This is a genomic window from Mucilaginibacter sp. GW821-FHT07G05 (assembly GCF_059418565.1).
Genome location: NZ_JBWKQC010000003.1, coordinates 567,179 through 590,516 on the forward strand (window position 1 = coordinate 567,179; position 23,338 = coordinate 590,516).

Here is a 23,338-nt window from a genome sequence, read left to right on the forward strand (position 1 = left end):
GTTTATGGAAATAAAGGAGTTTTTATCAAACCTTGGGGAAAAGAACTTTTCATTATCTGTTGATAATGGAAAACTCAATTTAAGGGCTAATAAAAGTAAAGTTACTGAAGATGAAATCAAATTAATAACAAGTAACAAAGATGTTATTAATTATATCAAAACTCATAGGGATGCATTAGTTGAATATATATCTGCACTGTCTAAATTACCATCGGCGGTAAAGTCAAAAGATATTTCTGCCATATACCGTTTAAGCGGTTTGCAGGAGGGGATGTTATTTCACAGCCTTTACGATAATGGCTCGGGTAACTACATTGAGCAGTTCACCTGTGATCTTGTCGATCTGGATGTGGATGTGCTTACCGCGAGCTGGGCTGCTATTATTAAACAGCACAGCATATTGCGCAGTGGTTTCTTTTACGATGAGTTTAGCATCCCTGTACAATGCGTGTACAACGAGGTAACGCTTCCGGTTGAGGTATTGGATTACCGCGAACTGGATGCCACCACCGCGCAGGAAACTTTTGATAACTACGTAGCCGCCGACAGGAAGAAAGGTTTCGACTTTAAAAAGCCGCCGCTTATGCGCCTGGCAATTTTCCGTTTGGGAGAAGGCCGGTACCGCATGCTGTGGAGCTCGCACCATATTTTATTTGATGGCTGGTCGTTACCGGTGCTGATGGGCGAGTTTTTAAACACCTACGAAATGATCATCAACGATCAGCGTATGGAGGTGCAGCCCGAAGACAAGTACGAAGATTACATCCGCTTTTTAGAACGCCGCGATAAAGAAGCCGAAGAGCAATACTGGCGTACCTATCTGCAAAATATTACGCAGGGTACCAACCTGCCTTTCATTAGCGCTGTAAAGCGGGTAAATGATACGGCGGGCGGTTTCAGTTCGTTAATTGAGGTGCTGGATGCCGCGCATTCGGCACAAATTCATGATTTTGCTAAAAGGCATCGCTTAACGGTCAATACCCTCATGCAGGGCGTTTGGGCGTTTTTGTTGCATCAGTACACTAACGATCCCGCTATCGTATACGGCGTTGTTGTATCCGGGCGGCCCGATTCATTGCCTCATGTTGAGCAGCGTGTGGGGATGTATATCAATACCCTGCCTTTCCGGTCGGAATTGAATAATAGCGCCGGGGTGGTAAGCTACCTGCAACAACTACAGGCCGAGCAAATTACCGCGCGCGATCATCAATACACCTCCCTGCAACAAATAAAACAGTGGACAGGCATCAAAGCCGACCTGTTCGACAGTATACTTGTATTCGAAAATTACCCGGTGAGCAAACTGGTAGCTTCACGCGCGTGGTCGTTACAGGTAAGCAATATTCACGTTCACGAACAAACCAACTACCCGTTAAGTATTTTAATAGCCGATGCCGATGATATAACAATTACTTTTAATTATAATGCCAACCTGTTTGATACTGCCTATACAGAAAATGTATTGGCGCAGTTCGTGCATGTTTTACACCAAATTACCGGCAATGCCGTAACAAACTGGAGCGATGTAGCACTGCTTACACCTGCCCAGTACACCACCGTATTTGAAGATTTTAATAATACGGCGGTAGATTATGATCTGACAAAAAACCTTGCCGAACTGTTTGAAGAGCAGGTAAAACAAAGCCCCGATGCTACCGCGATAGTATTTGAAGGGGAGCAATTAAGCTATACCGAACTTAATAAACGTGCTAACCAACTGGCCCGCCATCTGCAAAAGCAGGGCGTAAAGGCCGAAACATTGGTGCCGCTTTGTTTAGAGCGTGGTTTCGATATGATCACCGCGATACTGGCTATACTAAAAGCCGGTGGTGCGTATGTGCCTATCGATCCCGAATATCCGCAGGAGCGTATCAACTATATGCTGGAAGATACCGGCGCGGCATTGCTGTTAACCAATGGCGAAAGCAGCACTAAAATAAGCGGCTTTACTGGTACAGTCATTGAACTGGATAATAGTGAACTTAATGCGGTACTCAATACCGAAAGCACTGAAGACCTGCCCGAAAAAGCAGCACCTGATAACCTGGCTTATGTGATTTATACATCAGGCTCAACAGGTAAGCCCAAGGGCGTAATGAACGAGCATAAAGGTGTGGTGAACCGCTTAAAATGGACCCAGGATTATTTTAAGCTGACAGCCGCGGATGCCGTTCTGCAAAAGACCACCTTTTGTTTCGACGTATCGGTATGGGAACTTTTATGGCCAATAATCACCGGTGCTAAACTGGTATTCGCCAAACCGGGCGGTCAGGCTGATAGCGCTTACTTGAAAGAGATTATTGATAACGAGCAGATTACACTGATGCACTTTGTGCCATCAATGTTGAGCGCTTTTTTACCCGATGTAGAGGCAGGTGATTGCCAAAGCCTTAAAAATGTATTGTGCAGTGGCGAGGCTTTAAATGCCGCGCAGGTACAATTGTTCCGTACTAAACTGCCGAATGCTACCATCCATAATTTATACGGCCCAACCGAGGCCGCTATCGACGTAACTTATTGGAGCGATACTGATAAAAGCGAAGCTATTGACCTGGTGCCTATTGGTAAACCGGTAAGCAATACGCAGCTTTTTATACTTAACGATAGTTTTGAGGTAACACCTGTAGGTGTATTTGGTGAACTATGCATTGGCGGCGTACAAGTAGCCCGTGGTTACCTCAACCGTGCCGAACTTACTGCCGAAAGATTTATCGCCAATCCGTTTGATGAAAGTGGTAGTACCAAACTATACCGCACCGGCGACCTTTGCCGCTGGTTGCCCGATGGAAATATCGAATACTCGGGCCGTAAGGATGACCAGATAAAGATTCGCGGTTACCGTATCGAGCTGGGTGAGATTGAAAGCGTGGCGCAGCAAAGCGGTTTGGTGAAACAAGCCGTGGTAATTGCCGCTAACGATGCACAGGGCAGTAAACGCCTTATCGGCTATGCCGTGCCCGATGCTGATTATAGTAAAGATGAACTGATAGCCTACCTGCAAAGCGTGCTGCCCGAATACATGGTGCCGCAATTATGGGTTGAGGAAACAGTATTTAAACTTACCCCAAACGGTAAGATAGATAAACGCGCGCTGAAAGCGCCGGATTTAACGGGTAGTCAATCGGGTATTTACCGTGCCCCGTCGAACGAAACCGAAGAAAAGCTTGCTGCGATATGGAGCGAGCTTTTAGGCGTTAAGCAAATCGGTATTGATGATAATTTTTTCGATTTGGGCGGGCATTCGTTGCTGGCCATTCGTGTTATCTCGCAGATCAGGCTTCAATTAGGTAAGGAACTGGTTGTTCGTGAATTGTTTACGCACCCTACCGTTGCTACACTAAGCAAAAGGATCCTTAACCAAAACGAAGAAGCGCAAGCTGATGTATTGCCGCCGATAACCGTGGTATCTCGCCCGGCTGAAATTTCGTTGTCTTTCGCGCAGGAACGCCTGTGGTTTATTGATAAACTGGAAGGCAGCCTGCAATACCATATACCGGCTGTTTTTCGCCTGAAAGGCACCCTGAACAAAACCGCGCTGGAAAATACTTTTAAAGCGATAGTAAATCGCCACGAAGTATTGCGTACCGTAATTGCCGAAAAAGACGGACTTGGTTATCAGCAGATACAAGCACCGGGTAACTGGAAACTAACCACCAGCAAGGCAAGCGGCATCAGCGAAACCGAACTGAAAGAAGACATACAAAACGCCATCAACGCGCCATTCGATCTGGGTACCGACAGCATGCTGCGGGCCGGGTTGATCGAAATAAGCGACGAAGAGAATATCCTGATCGTAACCATGCACCACATCGCCTCGGATGGGTGGTCGGTTTCGGTTATGGTGCGCGAATTTGTAGAACTATATCGTAGCGAAATAAACGGCACCATAGCCCAGCTACCTTCATTGCCGGTGCAATATGCGGATTATGCTTTGTGGCAACGCGCGTACCTGCAAGGCGAAGTGCTGGATAATAAACTAAGCTACTGGAAAGAAAAACTGGATGATGTAGCCCCGCTGCAAATCATTACTGATCGCCCGCGCCCGGCGGTGCAAAGCACTAATGGCAGTTCGGTTAATTTTCAGTTAGATGCCGAATTGAGTAAAGCCCTCCATGAGTTAGGCCGCAAGCAGGGTGCTACCCTGTACATGACCTTGCTATCGGTACTCAAAGTATTGCTGCATCGCTATAGTGGTCAGCAGGATATTTGTGTGGGTACACCGGTGGCAGGCCGTAGCCAAAGCGAACTGGAAGGCCTGATCGGTTTCTTTATCAATACATTGGCACTGCGCGATGAGGTAAAGAGCGAAATGAGCTTTGTGCAATTGCTCAACGCGGTAAAACAAACCACGCTGGAAGCTTACGAGCACCAGGATGTACCGTTTGAAAAGGTAGTGGAAGCGGTGGTGAAAGACAGGGATATGAGCCGTAGTCCGCTGTTCCAGGTGATGATGGTGTTGCAGAACACACCCGATGTGCCTGCGCTTCAACTGGGAGACCTTGAACTGGAGCCTATCGCTGAAACCCGCAGCACAGCCAACTACGATCTTTCGATGTTCCTTGCCGAACGTGGCGACGAGATCTATGGTGGTATAGAATATAATACCGACCTGTACAACCGGGATACGATTGAGAAAATGATAGGCCATTACCAGGAACTGATCAGCTCGGTAGTATTAAACCCTGAAGAACTGGTAGGGAAGCTAAGCTTATTAAGCGAGATGGAGGTCGGTCAGCAATTGACTGAACTTAATTCGACCGAAGCCGCTTACGCTACCGATAAAAATATAGCACAACTGTTTGAAATACAGACAGGCCAAACACCGGATGCCACAGCGCTGGTATTTAAGGGTGAAGAATTAAGCTACAAGCAACTCAACGAAAGCGCTAACCAATTAGCCCGTTACCTGCAAAAGCAAGGTGTAACTGCCGAAACTTTGGTACCTATATGTGTGGAGCGTGGTTTCGGGATGATTGTCAGCATTTTGGCTGTATTAAAATCAGGCGGGGCTTATGTGCCGGTTGATGCCGAATATCCCGAAGACCGTATTGCCTACATGCTGACCGATACCAACGCGAAACTGCTGATCAGCAATGTTGAAAGCAGCAAGCTGGTTGGTTTTGAGGGAACTGTCATCGACCTGAACAATAAAAACACCAGCGATGAGCTATTGGCAGAAAGCAAGGAGAACCTGCCGGTATCAGCAAAGTTGGATGATTTGGTGTATGTGATCTACACATCAGGCTCAACCGGGAAACCGAAAGGGGTGATGATAGAACATCAAAACTTGCTGAACTATAGCTTAGGTTTCAAAGCTTATTTCGATGTAACTGCCGCCGATGTTGTTTTGCAGCAATCGTCTATCTCGTTTGATACCATGTGTGAGGAAGTTTACCCGGCCTTAATTTCGGGTGCCAAACTCATCATTGTTAAAGAAGGCGGTAAGGATGTCGAAGCTATACAGTATTTTCTGCAAAACGAAAAAGTAAGCATACTCAGCACCACGCCAAGCGTAATAGAATGGCTGAACCGCGAATGGGTATCTGCCCCAAACCTGCGTTATATCATCAGCGGGGGCGAGATATTGCCACCAGCTTATATCAACAATATTTTCCCGGACGTGCAGGTGGTAAACACCTATGGCCCGAGCGAAACTACAGTATGCGCTACTTACTATAAAATTGACGATGTTAATAAGGCCTCGCTTATAGGTAAACCGGTAAGCAATACGCAGGTTTACATATTAAATGACACGGCAGCCTTAGCCCCGGCAGGGGTATTGGGCGAGCTTTGCATTGGCGGCGCGCAGGTAGCACGCGGTTATTTTAACCGGCCTGAATTGACTGCCGAAAAATTCATAGCCGATCCGTTCAGTGATGATCCTGCTGCGAGGCTGTACCGCACCGGTGACTTGTGCCGTTTAATACCCGATGGCAATATAGAATACGCCGGTCGTAAAGATGACCAGGTGAAAATTCGTGGTTACAGGATTGAGCCGGGAGAGGTAGAAACTGCTATACAGCAAAGCGGCCTGGTAAAACAAGTCGTTGTAATTGCCGGTACCGACGAACGTGGGAGCAAACGCCTGATAGCGTATGTGATTCCGCAAGATGGCTACGTTAAAGAAAAAGTAACAGCATACCTGCATAGCGTACTGCCCGAATATATGGTGCCGCAGCTATGGGTTGAGCAAGAAAGTTTTACCCTTACCCCAAGCGGAAAGGTAGATAAACGCGTGTTGAAAGCGCCGGATATGAGCGATGTTCAATCCGCGCAATACCATGCTCCGGAAAACGAAACCGAAGAAAAGCTGGCAGCGATATGGACTAAACTTTTAGGCAGAGACAAAATAGGTACTACCGATAATTTCTTTGAGCTGGGTGGGCATTCCTTACTGGCCATGCGTTTGCTCTCGCAGATCCGTACACAAACAGGTATCGATCTTAGCGTGCGTGAACTGTTTACAAACCCAACCATTGCCGCGTTGAGCAATATGTTGGTAGCCAAGGCATCGGGTATAGAAGCGACGGCGAACCTGCCCGAAATTTTGGCGAACAATCGCCCCGACGACCTTCCCTTATCCTTTGCGCAGGATCGCTTATGGTTTATAGACAGGCTGGAAGGCAGCGTACAATACCACGTGCCGGCAGTATTCCGCCTGAAAGGCGAGGTAAACAAACCTGCATTAGCAAAAACTTTCCAAACCATCGTTAACCGTCACGAAGTATTGCGTACGGTGATGACCGAAAAAGGCGGCAGAGGCTACCAGGAGATCAAAGCGGAGAACAACTGGACGATAGAAGAACTTCAAGCAGCAGATCAAAGCGAAGCGGAACTAAGGGAAACCATCCAGTCGCTGATCAATAAACCGTTTACGCTGACCGAAGACCACATGCTGCGCGCGGCATTGCTGGAGATCAGCGAAACGGAACATATTTTAGTAGTAACGATGCATCATATCGCGTCGGATGCCTGGTCGATGCCGGTAGTGGTAAACGAAGTGGCAGCGCTGTACAAAGAATATACCACGGGCGAGCAAGCCAACCTGCCGGAGCTACCGGTACAATATGCCGACTATGCCCTGTGGCAGAGAGGCTACCTGAAGGAAGAACTGCTGGAAGAAAAGCTGAACTACTGGAAAGAAAAACTGGACGATGTAGCCCCGTTGCAACTACCGGCAGATCATACACGCCCGGCCGTACAAGGCACCAAAGGCAGCACATTGCTGTTCAGCATGGATACCGAAATAGGCAAAGGACTGCAAACCCTAAGCAGGGAACAAGGCGTAACGCTTTACATGACCTTGCTTTCAGTATTCAAAGCATTGCTGTACCGTTATAGCGGACAGGAAGACATCTGCGTAGGTACATCGATAGCAGGCAGGCCAAGACAGGAACTGGAAGGACTGATCGGCTTCTTCGTAAATACACTGGCTCTCCGTGACGAAGTAAAAGGCGAAGAAAGCTTTACGGACTTACTGAAAAAAGTAAAACAAACCACACTGGGTGCTTATGAGCACCAGGATGTGCCGTTTGAAAAAGTAGTAGAAACGGTAGTAAAAGAAAGAGATAAAAGTAGGAGCCCGCTGTTCCAGGTAATGCTGGTTTTGGGCAACACGCCTGAAGTGCCCGAAGTAAAGCTTGGCGGTTTGGAACTGTCGGGCTATAGCTATGAGCAAACTACGGTAAAGTTCGACCTTACATTTTTTGTAACCGAAACGAAAGACGGACTGCGCTTCGCGGTACAATACAATACAGATGTTTACGAGCATGCGCGCATAGCCCGCATGACGGAACATTTCCAACAACTGATCAGATCGGTATTGCAAAGCCCAACCGCTTTGGTAGGCAAACTGCAATTGCTGAGCGAAGCAGAAGAACAACAACTGCTTACACAAGGTAAAAGCACGGTAAGCTACCCGGATACGCTGACAGTAACAGATCTTTTCGAGGCGCAGGTAGTTAAGAACCCAACCGCTACTGCTGTTGTATTTGAAGGAAAGAAACTTACTTATGCCGAACTTAATGCTAAAGCCAATCAGTTGGCCCATTACCTGAAAAGGCAACGTGTAAAAGCCGATCAGCCGGTATTGTTATATATGGATAGGGGCATTGATCAGGTAACCGGTATCCTCGGTATTTTAAAGGCCGGTGGCGCTTATGTGCCTGTTGATGCCGATACCCCGCAGGACAGGCTAAGCTACCTGCTGGAAGATACGGGCGCTAAACACGCGGTAAGTCAGGGTAGGTATTCCGAGCAATTGGCAGACTTAGATGACAGGTTGAAAGTAGCCGCTTTGGACGAACTGGATTGGGAGTTATCGCTGGAAAGCGATGCTAACCCTGAAGCCGTGATCAATCTGGATAACCTGGCCTATGTGATCTATACATCGGGTTCAACAGGCAAACCTAAAGGAGTAGAAATTAGCCATCGCAACCTTACAGATTATGTATACGGACTGGACGCGCAGATAAACATCAGCAGTTGCCGCAGGTTCGGTATAGTAAGCAGTATGTCAACCGATTTGGGTAATACGGTATTATACGGCTCATTGCTGTACGGTGGCGAGCTGCACGTGTTTTCAAAAGCGAAAGCAAGCCATATCGAAGATATGCACGCCTACGTGGAAGATAACCGGATAGATTGTATCAAGATTGTTCCATCGCACTGGAAAGCATTGTCACCTGAACCGGGCGCGCCTTTGCTGCCGTCGAGGTTAATCATATTTGGTGGTGAAGCTTTACCAGCAGAGGCGGTACAACGCATACAAAATTACAGTGATTGCAGGGTGGTGAATCACTACGGCCCAACCGAAACAACCATTGGTAAGCTACTTTATGAGGCAACATATACCGGTCAAAAAAGTGGTGTTATCCCGATAGGAAAACCATTTTCAAATACCGAAATATATATATTAAGCAAAGAGGGCGAACTATGTCCTGTGGGTATTCCCGGTCAGCTGCTTATAGGTGGCACAGGTGTAGCGAAAGGCTACCTGAACAGAACGGAACTTACCAAAGAGAAATTCATAGATAACCCATTTGCAGAAAATTCGGGTCCAAAACTATACCAAACCGGTGATAGGGTACGCTTTGACGCGGAGGGCAATGTAGAATACCTTGGTCGTATTGACGACCAGGTAAAGATACGTGGCTACCGTGTAGAGCCGGGCGAGATCAGCCGGATACTGGAGGGTAGTCCGCTGGTGAAACAAGCCGTAGTTATCAGTCGCGAAGACAGGCAGGGCAACCTGCAACTGGCAGGTTATGTGGTAGCCGAAGGTGCTTTCGACCGGAGCAGGGTATTAGATTATTTGAGGGAACAATTGCCGGATTACATGGTGCCTGCATACTTGCAAGCCATAGAAAAAATTCCGCTTACAGCAAGCGGCAAGGTAGACCGCAAGGCATTGCCCGATCCGGAAGGAGAGCAGCAAACCGGTGGTTATCAGGCCCCCGAAAACGAAACAGAGGTAGAACTGACCGCTATTTGGGAAGATATCCTCGAAATTGAAAAAATTGGCCGTACCGATAACTTCTTTGAGTTAGGTGGTCACTCGCTACTGGCAGTACGCTTGATCTCGGCGGTGCGCCGCGCGTTTCAGGCAGAATTGCCGATAAGCGACGTGTTCGATTACCCCACCGTAGCTGAGCTAAGCGCAAGACTACAGGAAATTGAAGCGGCTGATATTCTTACAGCAACAACAGAAAACGACGATACCAATAACGATAATACCCAGGTAAGCAATAAAACATTGTTGCCGCAAATTACAGCGGTAGATGATCGCCCGGCTGAAATACCTTTATCGTTCAGCCAGGAACGTTTATGGTTTATTGATAAGCTGCAAGGCAGTGTACAATACCATTTACCAACAGTATTACGCCTGAAAGGCACAGTTAACAGAACCGCCCTGGAAAATACTTTCAGGGGGATAGTGAACCGCCATGAAGTATTGCGTACCGTGATCACAGAGGTTGACGGTAAGGGATATCAGCAAATACTGCCCGAAGGCAACTGGTCGTTAGGCTATTATACCATAAACGAAATCAGCGCCAGCGACGATATTACCAACGAGGCCGAATTGACCGCATTGATACAGATGTTGATCAGCAGGCCATTTGATCTTGGCCGTGATAGCATGCTGCGTGCCGACCTGCTGGAAATAGGCGCTGACGAATACATGCTGATCGTAACCATGCACCACATCGCTTCGGATGGCTGGTCGGGTTCGGTACTGGTAAAAGAATTTGTGGAGTTTTACAGGAGTGAGATCACTCAAACCGCACCTGATCTGCCGGTTCTGCCTATCCAATACGCCGACTATGCCTTATGGCAAAGGAATTATTTGCAGGGCGAAACGCTGGAGCAAAAGCTGAACTATTGGAGAGAAAAGCTGGACGATGTAGCTCCGCTTCAATTACCAACAGACCATAAGCGCCCCGCGATGCAAAGCACCAAAGGGCAAAGCCAATCCTTCCGCCTGAAAAGTGGTATGGGTAAAAGCCTGCATGACTTGAGCCGTGAACAAGGGGTAACGCTGTACATGACAGCGCTGTCGATATTCAAAGTATTACTGCACCGTTATAGCGGGCAGGATGATATTTGCGTGGGTACACCGGTAGCAGGCCGTAACCAGGGCGAACTGGAAGGGCTGATAGGCTTCTTTGTAAATACGCTGGCCCTGCGAGATGAAGTAAAAGGCAATGAATCTTTCACTCAATTATTGGGCAAGGTAAAACAAACCACCTTAGCGGCTTACGAACATCAGGATGTACCATTTGAAAAAGTGGTAGAAGCCGTGGTGAAAGACAGGGATATGAGCCGGAGCCCATTGTTCCAGGTGATGTTGGTGCTACAAAATACACCTGAAATACCTGCATTGGAATTGAACGAATTGCAACTGGAATACAGGGAGGAAGCCAACGGTACCACAAAATTCGACCTTACAATGGTACTTACCGAACATAACGGTGAGATTTACGGGGGCATCGAATACAATACCGACCTGTACGAGGCCGCGACGATAGCGAGAATGATAGGCCATTATGAAGAATTGGCCGCGTCTATCATCAGCGATCCTTCACAACAGGTTAGCAAACTGAACCTGTTAACAGCGGCTGAAAAAACCGAACAGCTTGAAGCTTTCAACGCTACTGAGGCAAATTATCCGACAGATAAAAGCGTTACTGAACTGTTTGAAGCGCAGGTACAAAAATATCCGGGTGCAACAGCACTGATATTTGAAGGGAAAACGTTGACCTATGCCGAGCTGAACAGTAAAGCGAACCAATTGGCGCGCTACTTGAATAAGCATGGGGTAACTACAGAAACGCTGGTGCCTTTGTGCATTGAGCGTGGTATGGAAATGATCATCAGCATACTGGCTATACAAAAGGCCGGTGCCGCTTATGTACCTATCGATCCGGAATATCCTGAAGACCGCATCGCTTACATGCTGGAAGATACTAACGCCAACCTGATTGTCAGCAGCAAGGAAAGCAGGGATAAGCTAAGCGCGTTTAACGGTACTATCGTTGAAATTGGCAGCAAAGAGCTTGACAAAGAACTGCAAAAAGAAAGCAGTGCTAACTTAAGCGCCAAACCTGCGGCTAACAACCTGGCTTATGTGATCTATACATCGGGCTCTACCGGTAAGCCAAAGGGCGTTATGATAGAGCATAAAGGTTTGGTTAACCTCGCTTTAGGGCAGGGTGTTATACTAAATGTTGGGCATGGCACTCCGGTGTTTCAGTTCGCGTCTTTTAGTTTCGATGCATCCTGTGTGGAGATTTTCACTACGCTATCTAACGGTGGTAGCCTGGTGCTTTGCAGTAAGGACACTTTGTTGTCGGTAGATGGATTTAAGAACATCATCGAAAAGCATAAAGTGGAACTGGCCATCATCCCGCCATCATTCCAGCAAATTATTGAGAATAAATCGGGAACGCTGAAAACTATCATATCGGCAGGCGAAGCCTTGAACGAGCGTACCGGCAGACATATTCAGTCGCAGGGTATCAGGTTGATCAATGGCTACGGCCCAACGGAGATTACGGTGTGCGCCACCTTGTCTGATGATCCCATTAAAGAAGATGGTACCGTTGTAATAGGCAAGCCTATTGATAATGTGCAGGTTTATATACTGAACGAAGGTTCAAGTTTAACGCCTGTAGGCATATATGGCGAATTATGCGTGGGCGGTATACAGGTAGGGCGAGGTTATTTTAATCGCGCCGACTTAACTGCCGAAAAATTTATTGATAACCCGTTTGATACCACAAAAGGCGCTAAGCTATACCGCACCGGCGATATGTGCCGCTGGCTGCCCGATGGTAATATTGAATACGCAGGCCGTATTGATAACCAGGTGAAGATCCGAGGGTTCCGTATTGAATTGGGCGAAATTGAAAGTGCCGTAATGCAAAGCGGACTGGTGAAACATACCATTGTAATAGCCGCTGCCGATGTACAAGGCAATAAACGCCTGATAGGTTATGCCATACCGGCAGATGGTTACAGCAAAGAAAAGCTGATCGCTTACCTGCAAATACATTTACCTGAACACATGGTACCGCAGTTATGGGTTGAGCAGGAAAGCTTTAAACTCACCACCAATGGTAAAGTAGATAAGCGTGCTTTAAGTGCGCCGGATATGAGTACCTTGCAAACAGATGCTTACAGCGCGCCGGAAAATGAAATAGAAGAAAAACTGGCCGCCATTTGGAGCGAACTGTTAGGTGTTGAAAAAATTGGTATTAACGATAATTTCTTTGAACTGGGCGGGCACTCGCTGCTGGCTATGCGTGTAATATCACTGATAAGGCAGGAGCTGGGTATCGAGTTTACCATCAGGGATTTGTTTACTTATCCTACCATCAAAGGTATCTACCAAAAAATACAAACGCAAAGCGCCAAAGTATCCGAATCGCTCATCCCGATCAAAAAATCGGGTAGTAAAATACCGCTGTATATTATTTGCGGTGCGGGTGGTACGGCCTTTAAGTTTAAGGAATTTGCGGGGATGCTCGATTCGGAACAACCGGTATATGGGTTACAGCAGCCAACTAATATCAAGGAGCTGGATGAATTTCCGGAGACGATAGAGGGCATCGCGGCACGTTATGTTGAAGCCATACTGGCCGAAAACCCCGACGGTAAATATGCTTTATCAGGCCATTGTTTGGGTGGTTTAATTGCTATTGAAGCCGCAAACCAATTGCAGGCGATGGGCAAGGAGGTAACCATGCTGGCCATGTTTGATGCTGACGCGAAGGAAATAGCAGTAACCGCGCAACCAAAATTGAGCGAGTTTTATGGCCTGCCCGCCAAAATTAAAAGATCGTTTTTAGGACTCTCATTAAAAATAAAATTTGAGCTCTTCCTTTTAACAAAACACCCAAGGCAGGCAGTTATGTACAAAGCCCGCAAGGTTAGGTCTTTACTGAAAGATGCCGACATGAAACCTGAAAATCTGGATCAGGAAGTGTTTGATAAGATGTCGTCAAAAATTCAGAAGGCAGCTGAGGGTTATGTGATCAAGCCATTCAATGGTAACATTATATTGTTTAACGCTTTGCAGCAATATTTCTTTATTGATAAGATAAATAAGGTGATATACAAAGAGATAGCTATTGATTACACCAATAAGCATGCCTGGAAAAAATATGCGGCAGGTGTAGAGATTTACGAAGTAAAAGGAGAACACTCCACTATTTTTGAGCAAATTAATGCACTTGAATTTAGCCGGATATTACAGCAGCATTTAGATGAAAGTGCTAAGGCTTAATTTATTAAAAGTGTATTTATCAGTTTAGTATTATGAAAACGAAAGAGCAGGGGGATACCCCTGATACTAAAAATACGCCGGGTAAAAAGGCAGGCAGGCTAACCATGCGGGATAGGCTGATATCGTACCGTAACCTGCCGCGTTTTTTTAAACTGGTTTGGAAGGTAAGCCCAAGGTTAACTTTTATTAACCTGTTTATCCGGATATTGCAGGCCGCTATTCCGCTGATTATGCTTACCGTTGGTAAACAAATTATCGACGAGGCTATTAAGATCACGCACGATCAAAGCATATCGCACGATTACCTGTGGGAACTCATTGTTATTGAGTTTGCCATGGTGATATTGCTGATTGTGATGAGCAAGGCCACCTCGTTGATTGATGAATTATTGGGCGAAAAGCTTACCAATAATACCACCAACATGATCATGGCGCACGCGGCAACGCTCGACCTGGTTCAGTTTGAAAATTCCTTGTTTTATGATAAACTGGAGCGTGCCCGGCAGCAAACCACCGGGAGGGCTATACTTTTAACCCATGTTTTTAGCCAAATACAAGATACCATCACTATTCTTTCACTACTGGCGGTGCTGGTAATGTTCAGTGTATGGATCATTCCGGTACTGGCTATATCCATACTGCCATCGCTGTTTGGTGAATTTTATTTTAACGCCAAAAATTATTCGCTTATACGCAGTCAAACCCAGGGCCGCCGCGAACTGGATTACCTGACCCTCGCGGGCACCAGCGATAATACCGCTAAAGAAGTGCGTTTATTTAGCCTGTCGGGTTTCTTTATACAGCGCTTCAAAAAAATATCGGTTAACCTTTATAAAGCTAAACGAAGGTTCGGGGTAAAAAAATCTATCATCAGTTCGTTGATAAACATACCGGGGGCATTAGGCTTTTACAGCGTATTTATCTATATTGTTGAGCAGGTACTGGTAGGCAAGCTATCCGTGGGCGATCTTACCCTGCTGTTAGGTACCATAAGGCAGTTGGGTTCATTGGTGCAGGGCAGTGCCAAACGCTTAAGCGCTGTTGCACAAGGGGCAATTTATTTAACGGATTTTTTCGATTTCTTTGAGATAAAGCATTCCATAGTGGTTCCGCCAAACCCGCGGCCATTTCCAAGTCCGATAGTTACCGGGTTTACCTTTGAAAATGTTGGGTTTAAGTACATTAATTCGGATAGATGGGCAAATAGGCATTTGAATTTCACCCTTCGACCGGGCGAGAAATTGGCGTTAGTAGGAGAGAACGGTGCAGGTAAAACCACGTTGGTTAAACTGCTGGTACGCCTTTACGACCCCACCGAAGGCCGTATTCTGCTGGATGGTTACGATTTGAAGGAATACAACATCAACGATATCAGGGCGCAAATGGGGATCATCTTCCAGGATTTTATCCGTTACCAGCTTACCGCTGCTGAAAATATAGCCGTAGGTAATTTGGCCGAACTGAAGAACCGCGAACTGATTGAGCAGGCGGCACGCCAAAGTTTGGCCGATACGATAATTGAACGCCTACCCGAAAAATACGACCAGATACTCGGCCATTATTTTGATAAAGGCTTTGAGCTATCGGGCGGTGAGTGGCAAAAGGTGGCGCTTGCAAGGGCCTACATGCGCGATTCGCAGATAGTAATATTGGATGAGCCCACAGCGGCATTAGATGCACGATCAGAATACGAAGTGTTTCAGCGTTTTTCGTCAATTACCGAAAAGAAAACAGCGGTATTGATATCGCACCGTTTTTCAACCGTTCGCATGGCAGATCGTATTGTAGTGCTTGAACGCGGCGAGATCATCGAGATTGGCAGCCATGAAGAGCTTTTACAACAGGAAGGCAGATATGCCGAATTGTTTGAACTACAGGCATTAGGATACAAATAGTATTCGCGGGGATTACTTCATCCCCAAAAGATCAAATACATCATCAGATTAAAAGAAAACAGAATATAAAGCAATAAAACTTACTTATGGAATTAACGGCATCCACCTCTTTAACCGCATTAATTTTAACCAAGAACGAAGAGCCTAACTTAGCCCGCGTTCTGGATAAATTAACCTGGCTTGAACGGGTTGTTATATTAGATAGCTACAGTACCGATACTACCTTAGAAATTGCGGCTTCGTATCCTAACGTTGAGGTTTACCAACGTGGCTTTGATACGCATGGCAACCAGTGGAACTACGGCCTTTCACTATTGAAAAGCAAATGGGCGCTTACGCTTGATGCTGATTATGTTTTAACCGACGAATTTATCGCCGAAACAAAAAGCATTATCGCCGCCCCTAAATATGTAGCTTACCTAACCACTTTTAAATTTTTGGTTTTCGGGCAAAAACTTTATGGGGATAACACCACGCCACGACCGGTTTTATTTGATTTGGCCAAGTGTAACTATTTTGATGACGGCCATACTCAACGTTTGGCTATCAACGGCGAATCGGGCAATTATAAGTCTTATATTTTGCATGACGACCGTAAGTCGCTGTCTCGCTGGTTATCAAACCAGGATGGTTATGCCATTAAAGAGAGCAAAAAATTGATAGCCCCAACAACCGAGAAATTGCCATTGAGCGCTAAACTGCGTAAAACAAAGGTACTGGCTCCTTTCCTGGTGTTCTTCCATTGCCTGTTTGTTAAGCGCTTAATTTTTAACGGCTGGGTAGGCTGGCACTATACCCTGCAAAGAACCATGGTTGAAATAATACTGGCGCTACGCTTAATTGAGGACGAAAAACTATCAAAACTGGTAGAAGAACAGCCTAAAAAGGTGCTGCAAAATCAATAATTTCGCTCCGAAATGCAGCGCTTCTATATTTATAATAATCACTCCTAATACACCTTATGAAAATATTACACATTATACCCGCGTATAAACCTGCTTACGGGTATGGTGGTCCAACAGAATCAGTATCGCGCCTGTGCGAAGGCCTTGCCGCAGCCGGGCACAGTGTAGATGTATTTGCAACCACAGCCAACGGCGATAAAGAACTTGATGTGGTACCCGGTGTTGCTGTTGATGTGGACGGCGTTAATGTTATTTATTTTAAACGTATAACCGGCGACCCTACCCATGTAAGCCCCGATCTATGGTCGCACCTGAAAAAAACAGCCGGTAATTATGATGTGATACATGTACATTCCTGGTGGAATGTTTTGGTGGTAATGGCCGCACGTATAGCGCTTAAAAGCAAAGCCAAAGTAATTGTTGCCCCAAGAGGGATGCTTAGTCCTTACATATTTTCGTCGGGTAAAAGCATATTTAAAAAGGCTATACATAATTTTATTGGTCGCGGTATTTTAAAGAGGTGTGTTTTGCATGCCACCGCGGCATCTGAATACGTAGAGTGCCGCGAAATTATACCCGGCTGGGAAGGCTTTGTGCTGCCCAATATTATCACCCTGCCCGATGCGCCTATTACAGAATGGGTAAACGATACCTTTATGCTGATCTTCCTGTCGAGGGTGCACCCTAAAAAAGGACTTGAAAATTTGTTCAGGGCGATAGCTAAGCTTGATTTTAAGGTGAAGCTTAAAATAGCCGGCAGCGGGGATGACGACTATATGGCCGAACTGAAAAAGCTGACTGCCGAATTAAATATTGAAGATAAGGTAGAATGGCTGGGCTGGGTGAACCGCGAGGAGAAGTTTAAAGAATTGAACCGCTCTGATCTGTTTGTGTTAACCTCATTGAATGAGAATTTTGCCAACGTGGTTGTAGAATCGCTGCACATGGGTACCCCGGTTTTAATATCTGAAGATGTTGGCCTGGCCGATTTTGTAAAGGAAAAAGATATGGGCTGGACATGTACCCTTGATGTGGACAGCATTGTCGCGCAACTGAAAGCGGCATATCTGGATACAGCCAAACGCACGCTGATACGTAACATAGGCAGGGATACCATAGAAGAAACTTTTTGCGAAAAGGTACTTATTGACCAGTACGTTGCCGAGTACAAGAAATAGAGATACGTGAGTTTCAGAACAATTTTACTTAAGGCCGAAAAGCTGCTGTTTTACGCTAACTGGCTGGCTGCCGCTGTGCTGCTGGTTAGTTACCTGTCGGCAGTTATCAGTCCGCAGGTGTTTTGGCCTTTGGCGATATTGGGCCTTGGCTACCCGGTGCTGGTGGCAGTAAACCTTGTTTTTGTAGTTTACTGGATGCTACGGTTGAAATGGCGTTATTCGCTGGTTTCAGGCGTAAGTATATTATTGGGGCTGGGTATTTTACTGAATATCATTGGTCTGCATTTTTTTGCGGAGCCTAACCCCAAAAGTGAGCACATAAGGTTGATGACTTATAATGTGCGTAATTTTAACCCGATTGATGAGCTCCCTAAAGGAGAGCAGGCACACAGGCGTATATTGCATTTGATTAATGAACTACAGCCGGATATTATCGGCATGGAAGAATTTAATTCACGAGTAGCTGTTTTTAGGATATGCGATTCTCTAAAGAAAACATTAGGTACTGATCAATATTATTTTGAGCCATTTATAACCACTCCGAACGACTCAACGGGTCTTGCTATTTTTTCAAAATACCCGATAGTTAACAAAGGGGTAGTCAGGCTATCTAAACTTAAAAATGAGAACCAGTGCATCTTTATTGATGTGAAATATAAAAACCGAGTAATACGTGTTTACGATTTTCACCTGCAATCCATCGAGTTGGATTATTATGATTATTACCTGTTAAAGAATTTTAATGCGCAAAGAAGGGCGGGTTCTTTAAAAATAATGCAAAAGCTAAAGCGTGGTTTTATTTTGCGCAGTATGCAGGTTGATATTATCCGTAACCATGCTGCCCGCTGCCCGTATCCTTATGTGTTTTTGGGCGATTTTAACGATACGCCCAATTCTTATACCTTTAACCAAATGGCCTCGGGTATGCAAAATACCTTTAAACATAAAGGCCGGGGATTAGGCAAAACTTTCAACGGTGGTTTCGCGGCTTTTCAAATAGACTATATTTTGGCAAGCCCGCATTTTAATGTGCTAAGTTACCGTATCACTCCCGAAAGAATTTCTGACCATTACCCCGTATACAGCGATCTGCAACTCAAATAAGCCGGATCTGCTTCTCTTCTCTTGCGGCCATTTAGCCAAATGGCTGATCAATATTAAATATTTCTTTTAATTTTTCCTGTTGCAGGGGTTTCGATATAAACTCCCTTACAATAGAATATTGCAGTGATTTTTCCTTATCGTGCGCAAAGGTTGATGAGCTTACAATGTAAATTGCTATTTTATTCCAGGTGGCGATATGCAGGTTGTTAAGCTCATCTAAAAAGTCCCAACCACTCATAATGGGCATGTTGATATCCAAAAAAATATAGTCGGGTAAATCCTTTAAATTGTTAATGCTGTAAAGTTTAGTTAATGCATCTCTGCAATCTAAAAAATTGGTGATCTGCGCGTTTACCATTAATTTGTGGGCAAACTTTTCAAATATATAATGGTTCAGTTGATTGTCGTCTATACAGAAAATGTTAACATATAAATCATTCCCACCCATATTTTCAATAAAAACTTATAATTAAAACTTCTTTATCTGCCACGAAAACCTGCCGCAGCATATTTCATAAAGCTAAATTTAATTGGTGACTTCAAATATTATCGGTGCATATTATTTAACCTGCTTTCGGCCCATTTTTTTACGGTTACTTAACATGCATGCACGGCACAAGGTTACAACTTTAGCGCCTGTTACCTTATATTCAGCAGCTAATGGCGCTTAAAATAAAGGCAAAATATTGTGATAAAACAAACAAGCCCTTTCGTGACAAAGGACTTGTTTAAAAATCATAACTAATAACGATTTTGAAAAAAACTCATATCAAATATACCGATGCACTTTTAACTAATATTATACAATATGCCTACATTATTATGAGAAAAAGTGTGGTTGAACATCTACTTGTTATTTGTTAATTTTTTGTTTTTTAATGCTTTAAATATTGCGTTTCCGAAAAGTTATCACACTTTGCTCACCTGCTGTACCACACTTTGCCACCCTGTAAGGAAACTATTTTATTTTGAATGCGTAAAAGCCTGCGAAGTATAGCTTCAATATAACCACTTCAGGATGTTTGCTTCGGGCACTGCAAATGTTTGAATCTGCTTTTCACAATAATAACACCGCCTGTTCAATTGTTAAACCGCTTTTCACAATGAGAAGATCTTCCGGCCGAAGATTAAAATGCCGGAATAGCAGTATTACAATAACAGAACATGAAAAGATACATTAGTTATAAAACAAGTAGCCGCTTATACGTCGCCGTTAGTTTGTTGCTGAGCCTGCTGGTTTTATCGGTCGGCACCCGAGCGCAGCAGTTTAAAAATTTTAACCAGTATTCTAATAATCTGGTGCCTTTTAACCCGGCATACTCCTTGGTACACGGCGATAATGGCGCGGTTAATTCATTGCTGCGTAAGCAGTTTACAGGTATTGAAGGCGCGCCTACCACGGTTATGGTAAATGGATACTTGCCACTAAGCTCAATAGGGGCAACGGCCGGTTTAATGATACAAAACGACCAGGTAGCCATTGAGCGGCTTACGGAACTGAACGCATTCTTCGCCAAATCGATACAATTGGCAGGTACGCAACATTTAGGGGTATCTATTAACGCGGGTTACCGTTTTTATCGTGCCAACTACACTTCGCTCGACCCTACCGGATCCGATCCTAACTTCCGCAATAATATAGATGATAACAAGCCCAATATTGGTTTTGGGGTGATGTATTATTCGGATAAATTTTATCTCGGCCTATCGCTACCGCGCTTAACTATCCGCAGCTTAGGTACGGGCTCACAGCAAACGGATGCCAATTTTCGTAACAGTTATTACCTGACGGGAGCTTATGTGTTCGACCTGTCCGACGATATTAAACTCAAACCTGCCACACTCGTTAATTATACCCCATCTATACCGGTAGAAGCCGATATATCCGCCATACTTTACACCAAGGAAGTATTCGGTGTAGGCGCTAATTATAATACCCGGGGTTCAATAGCGGGGATATTATCTTTCAATGTTAACGCGGTACAAATTGGCTATAGTTACCAGGTAGGCACCAGCCGCATAGCAGGTTTTGGTAACGGCATTCACGAAATTATGTTGGGTTTTCGATTTGGGAGTACTGCTAAAGAGAGTGGTGGGGTTTTGTAAAGGGGAAAACAACAGTCATCGCTGTCGCGAGTTTAGCATAGCGTAACTCGTGACACAGCATGGTGTAAGCTTTCAGCTTAACGGATTTAAACGGAAGTATTTTATCAGTTCTTCGTTAGGAATGATTGTGCTGTAATTGAACGTTAGTGGATGTGCTTTTTTCTTTTCTCTCAAAAGAAAAAAGTACCAAAAAAGAAAAGTCGCGGCTGCGCAAGGAACTATGTTTGGGTTGTGCTTGGGCAGGGACTGTGCTATCCGTTCCTTACGATGCCGCATTTTTTCGAGTATGTTAGGGCAGTACTTTTGTTTAAAATAAAAAAAGCAACAGCCGCTACGGCTTCAGCCGAGTGGCAACTATTTCGCGGCCTCCGGCCGCTTGCTTTCATAGCAGTTACGAGTTTAGCATAAGCGCCACTCGCAAAAGGATCAAAATCTGCTTAACGCAAATTCCTCAACCACCACCTCTTCATCCTCCAAAGCCTTACACACGTAACACATATACTCCGGGTGAATAGCTATACGCTGTAAAAACCATTGCTGGCCATTATACAACAGGGTATCATCAACACAGCTGAACGCTGTTAGATCATCCAGTAAACCTTTGCCGGTGGCTTTAAGCAGCGCTTCTTTTTTTGCCCAAATTTGATAAAAAGTCGTTAAGCGGTCGCCCGACTGTTGTATGTATTCCCTTTCTTCGGGATGAAACTGACCGATCAGGTCATCAATATTGATCTCTCTTATTTTTTCAACGTCAATCCCTACCGGCGAATCGCCAAAAGCTACTGTAACCAGGGTTTTTGAGTGCGAGATATTGAAATACTTCCAACCCGCTATCTGCGGCTTGTTAAAACTATCCCTTTCCCATTTATTAAAAAGCTGAAGCGCGTTATCGCGTTTTAGGGCGTGGTGTATCATCAGTCGGGCTAATAGCCTTACCCGTTGGTCGTTAACGCTGCGGTACCGGGTTATTTCGGTATGTATGCTGACTGGCAGTAGCTGTAAATATTCATCTACCACAAGGCCATCCACTTCGTTATTAAAACAATATAATAGTTGAATAGCCATTTGCCCGTGTGTTGTATATCCCTGTTGTGCCGAATATACGCAAAGCAATAATAAAGTATATTACGCTGTTTTACCTTTAAACAGCGCGTAAATAGCCATGGCATGGCCATGCCCCAGGTCGAAATCCTGTTTCAGCCAGTCGGTTATGGTGCCAGCTTTAACGCCGGGTGTAATTTGATTGCCGGTTAAAAATCCCTTTTCGGTAGCTAATTGCTTAAAATCTTCGGGGCCTTTACCTGTTTTGATCTTGATGTTATCTAAATAAGCTTGAAACGACATAGATATAATGCTTTATCGGCATAAATATAACAGAACAATCTCTGCCTCGCAATCGAGCCCGCTTAATATTTCTACAGTACGGCGGCGCTATAAACCCTGCCGTACTGTAGCATACCTTTTTAGCTCTTTACCAAAAACTTAGTGCTGATCCAGCCTTGCAGATCGGTTTTGCCATCGTACAGGCCAGGTATCTTTACATTAGTCCAGTCGCCGTTGGTGGTAAGGCCGTTTACTACGGTGCCTTGCGGTAGCGGTTTGGCAAGAGTGGCAAAGCTTGCGCCCGCGCCGGCACGGATATTCACGGTTGCCGAAGTTTTTAGCGCGTTCACGGCACTTGTACCAAAGGCATGGGCACGAAAGTTGGTCATTGGAAAAGCCGGACCAGGATCTGATTTACGGATAGGCGAAATATCATCGTGCCCTATAATATCTTTCAGCGCGTAGGTTTTAACCAGCAGGTCGGCAATTTTTTGCGTTACATCTATTTGCTGTGGCGTGTAAGTTTGCCAACCGGCAGAAATACCATCGTTTTTGTGGGCGGCAACCACAACCTGGTCGGCAGGTACTTCGGCACCATCAACGGGGCATACCCATTTGGCACCTTTTTTCACCAGGCGACCGGCGTTTACGATTTCAATCCCTATCGAAAATTGGTTGAGGCCAACGAGGCCTTTCCATGTGCTTTTACCGGCATGCCAGGTAACAATGTTGAATGGCGCCAGCTGGGTAACCTTGCCATCGCGGGCAATAACCAAATGAGCTGATGCCTTGGCCGCAGGATCGGTTAACCAATCAATAGCGCCCGATGCTGATGTGGCGGCGGTGTAATGTATTACTAAATACTGCGGGGTGTAAGGCCCTTTTTTGTTAGGGGTAGGTTTGAAAGCAACCTGGTTTCCGTTGTCATCAAACAATAAGTGATTAACGATTTTCATAAAAAATTATAATTTATAGGTTCAAATTCTTTTTGTAGCAGATGGCGTAAAGCCCCGAAAAATATGCACCGGCCTGTAATAAGCT

At 45.2% G+C, this 23,338-nt stretch carries 10 protein-coding genes; 6 read left to right on the forward strand and 4 right to left on the reverse strand.

Translation table 11 applies throughout. The annotated features are described in order from the left end of the window. The first annotated feature begins 4 nt into the window (after positions 1–4). The 5 genes from AC07NA_RS10645 (at position 5) to AC07NA_RS10665 (ending at position 18,868) form a co-directional block, all read left to right on the forward strand. The gene (locus AC07NA_RS10645) at positions 5–13,786 is read left to right on the forward strand and encodes an amino acid adenylation domain-containing protein (protein ID WP_494897552.1); all 13,782 of its coding nucleotides are present in this window, start codon (positions 5–7) and stop codon (positions 13,784–13,786) included. 32 nt (positions 13,787–13,818) lie between these two features. Beyond that, positions 13,819–15,681, forward strand: coding sequence for an ABC transporter ATP-binding protein (locus AC07NA_RS10650; protein ID WP_494897553.1), 1,863 nt, complete (start codon positions 13,819–13,821; stop codon positions 15,679–15,681). An 86-nt stretch (positions 15,682–15,767) separates the two neighbouring features. Continuing rightward, complete coding sequence (locus AC07NA_RS10655) at positions 15,768–16,586, forward strand: glycosyltransferase family 2 protein (protein WP_494897554.1); 819 nt, start codon at positions 15,768–15,770, stop codon at positions 16,584–16,586. A 56-nt stretch (positions 16,587–16,642) separates the two neighbouring features. Next, on the forward strand, positions 16,643–17,764 hold the full coding sequence (locus AC07NA_RS10660) for an XrtY-associated glycosyltransferase XYAG1 (protein WP_494897555.1): 1,122 nt from the start codon (positions 16,643–16,645) through the stop codon (positions 17,762–17,764). A 6-nt stretch (positions 17,765–17,770) separates the two neighbouring features. After that, entirely contained in the window at positions 17,771–18,868 is a 1,098-nt protein-coding gene (locus AC07NA_RS10665) for an endonuclease/exonuclease/phosphatase family protein (protein WP_494897556.1), read from the forward strand. Between the two features lie 31 nt (positions 18,869–18,899). On the opposite strand, the gene AC07NA_RS10670 is transcribed toward AC07NA_RS10665, so the two are convergent. Continuing rightward, positions 18,900–19,316 (reverse strand): response regulator, encoded by a 417-nt coding sequence (locus tag AC07NA_RS10670; RefSeq protein WP_494897557.1) that lies wholly within the window; start codon positions 19,314–19,316, stop codon positions 18,900–18,902. Between the two features lie 716 nt (positions 19,317–20,032). Here AC07NA_RS10670 and AC07NA_RS10675 point away from each other — a divergent pair. Continuing rightward, positions 20,033–20,974 (forward strand): PorP/SprF family type IX secretion system membrane protein, encoded by a 942-nt coding sequence (locus AC07NA_RS10675; RefSeq protein WP_494897558.1) that lies wholly within the window; start codon positions 20,033–20,035, stop codon positions 20,972–20,974. Positions 20,975–21,400: 426 nt separating this feature from the next. Here the strand turns inward: AC07NA_RS10675 and AC07NA_RS10680 are convergent, their stop codons facing one another. The 3 genes from AC07NA_RS10680 to AC07NA_RS10690 all read right to left on the reverse strand — a co-directional run bounded on the left by AC07NA_RS10680 (position 21,401) and on the right by AC07NA_RS10690 (position 23,253). Continuing rightward, the gene (locus AC07NA_RS10680) at positions 21,401–22,039 is read right to left on the reverse strand and encodes a 4'-phosphopantetheinyl transferase family protein (RefSeq protein WP_494897559.1); all 639 of its coding nucleotides are present in this window, start codon (positions 22,037–22,039) and stop codon (positions 21,401–21,403) included. A 60-nt stretch (positions 22,040–22,099) separates the two neighbouring features. Beyond that, entirely contained in the window at positions 22,100–22,318 is a 219-nt protein-coding gene (locus AC07NA_RS10685; RefSeq protein WP_345210309.1) for a DUF4287 domain-containing protein, read from the reverse strand. Between the two features lie 119 nt (positions 22,319–22,437). Then, on the reverse strand, positions 22,438–23,253 hold the full coding sequence (locus AC07NA_RS10690; protein WP_494897560.1) for an N-acetylmuramoyl-L-alanine amidase: 816 nt from the start codon (positions 23,251–23,253) through the stop codon (positions 22,438–22,440). Positions 23,254–23,338: the final 85 nt, after the last annotated feature.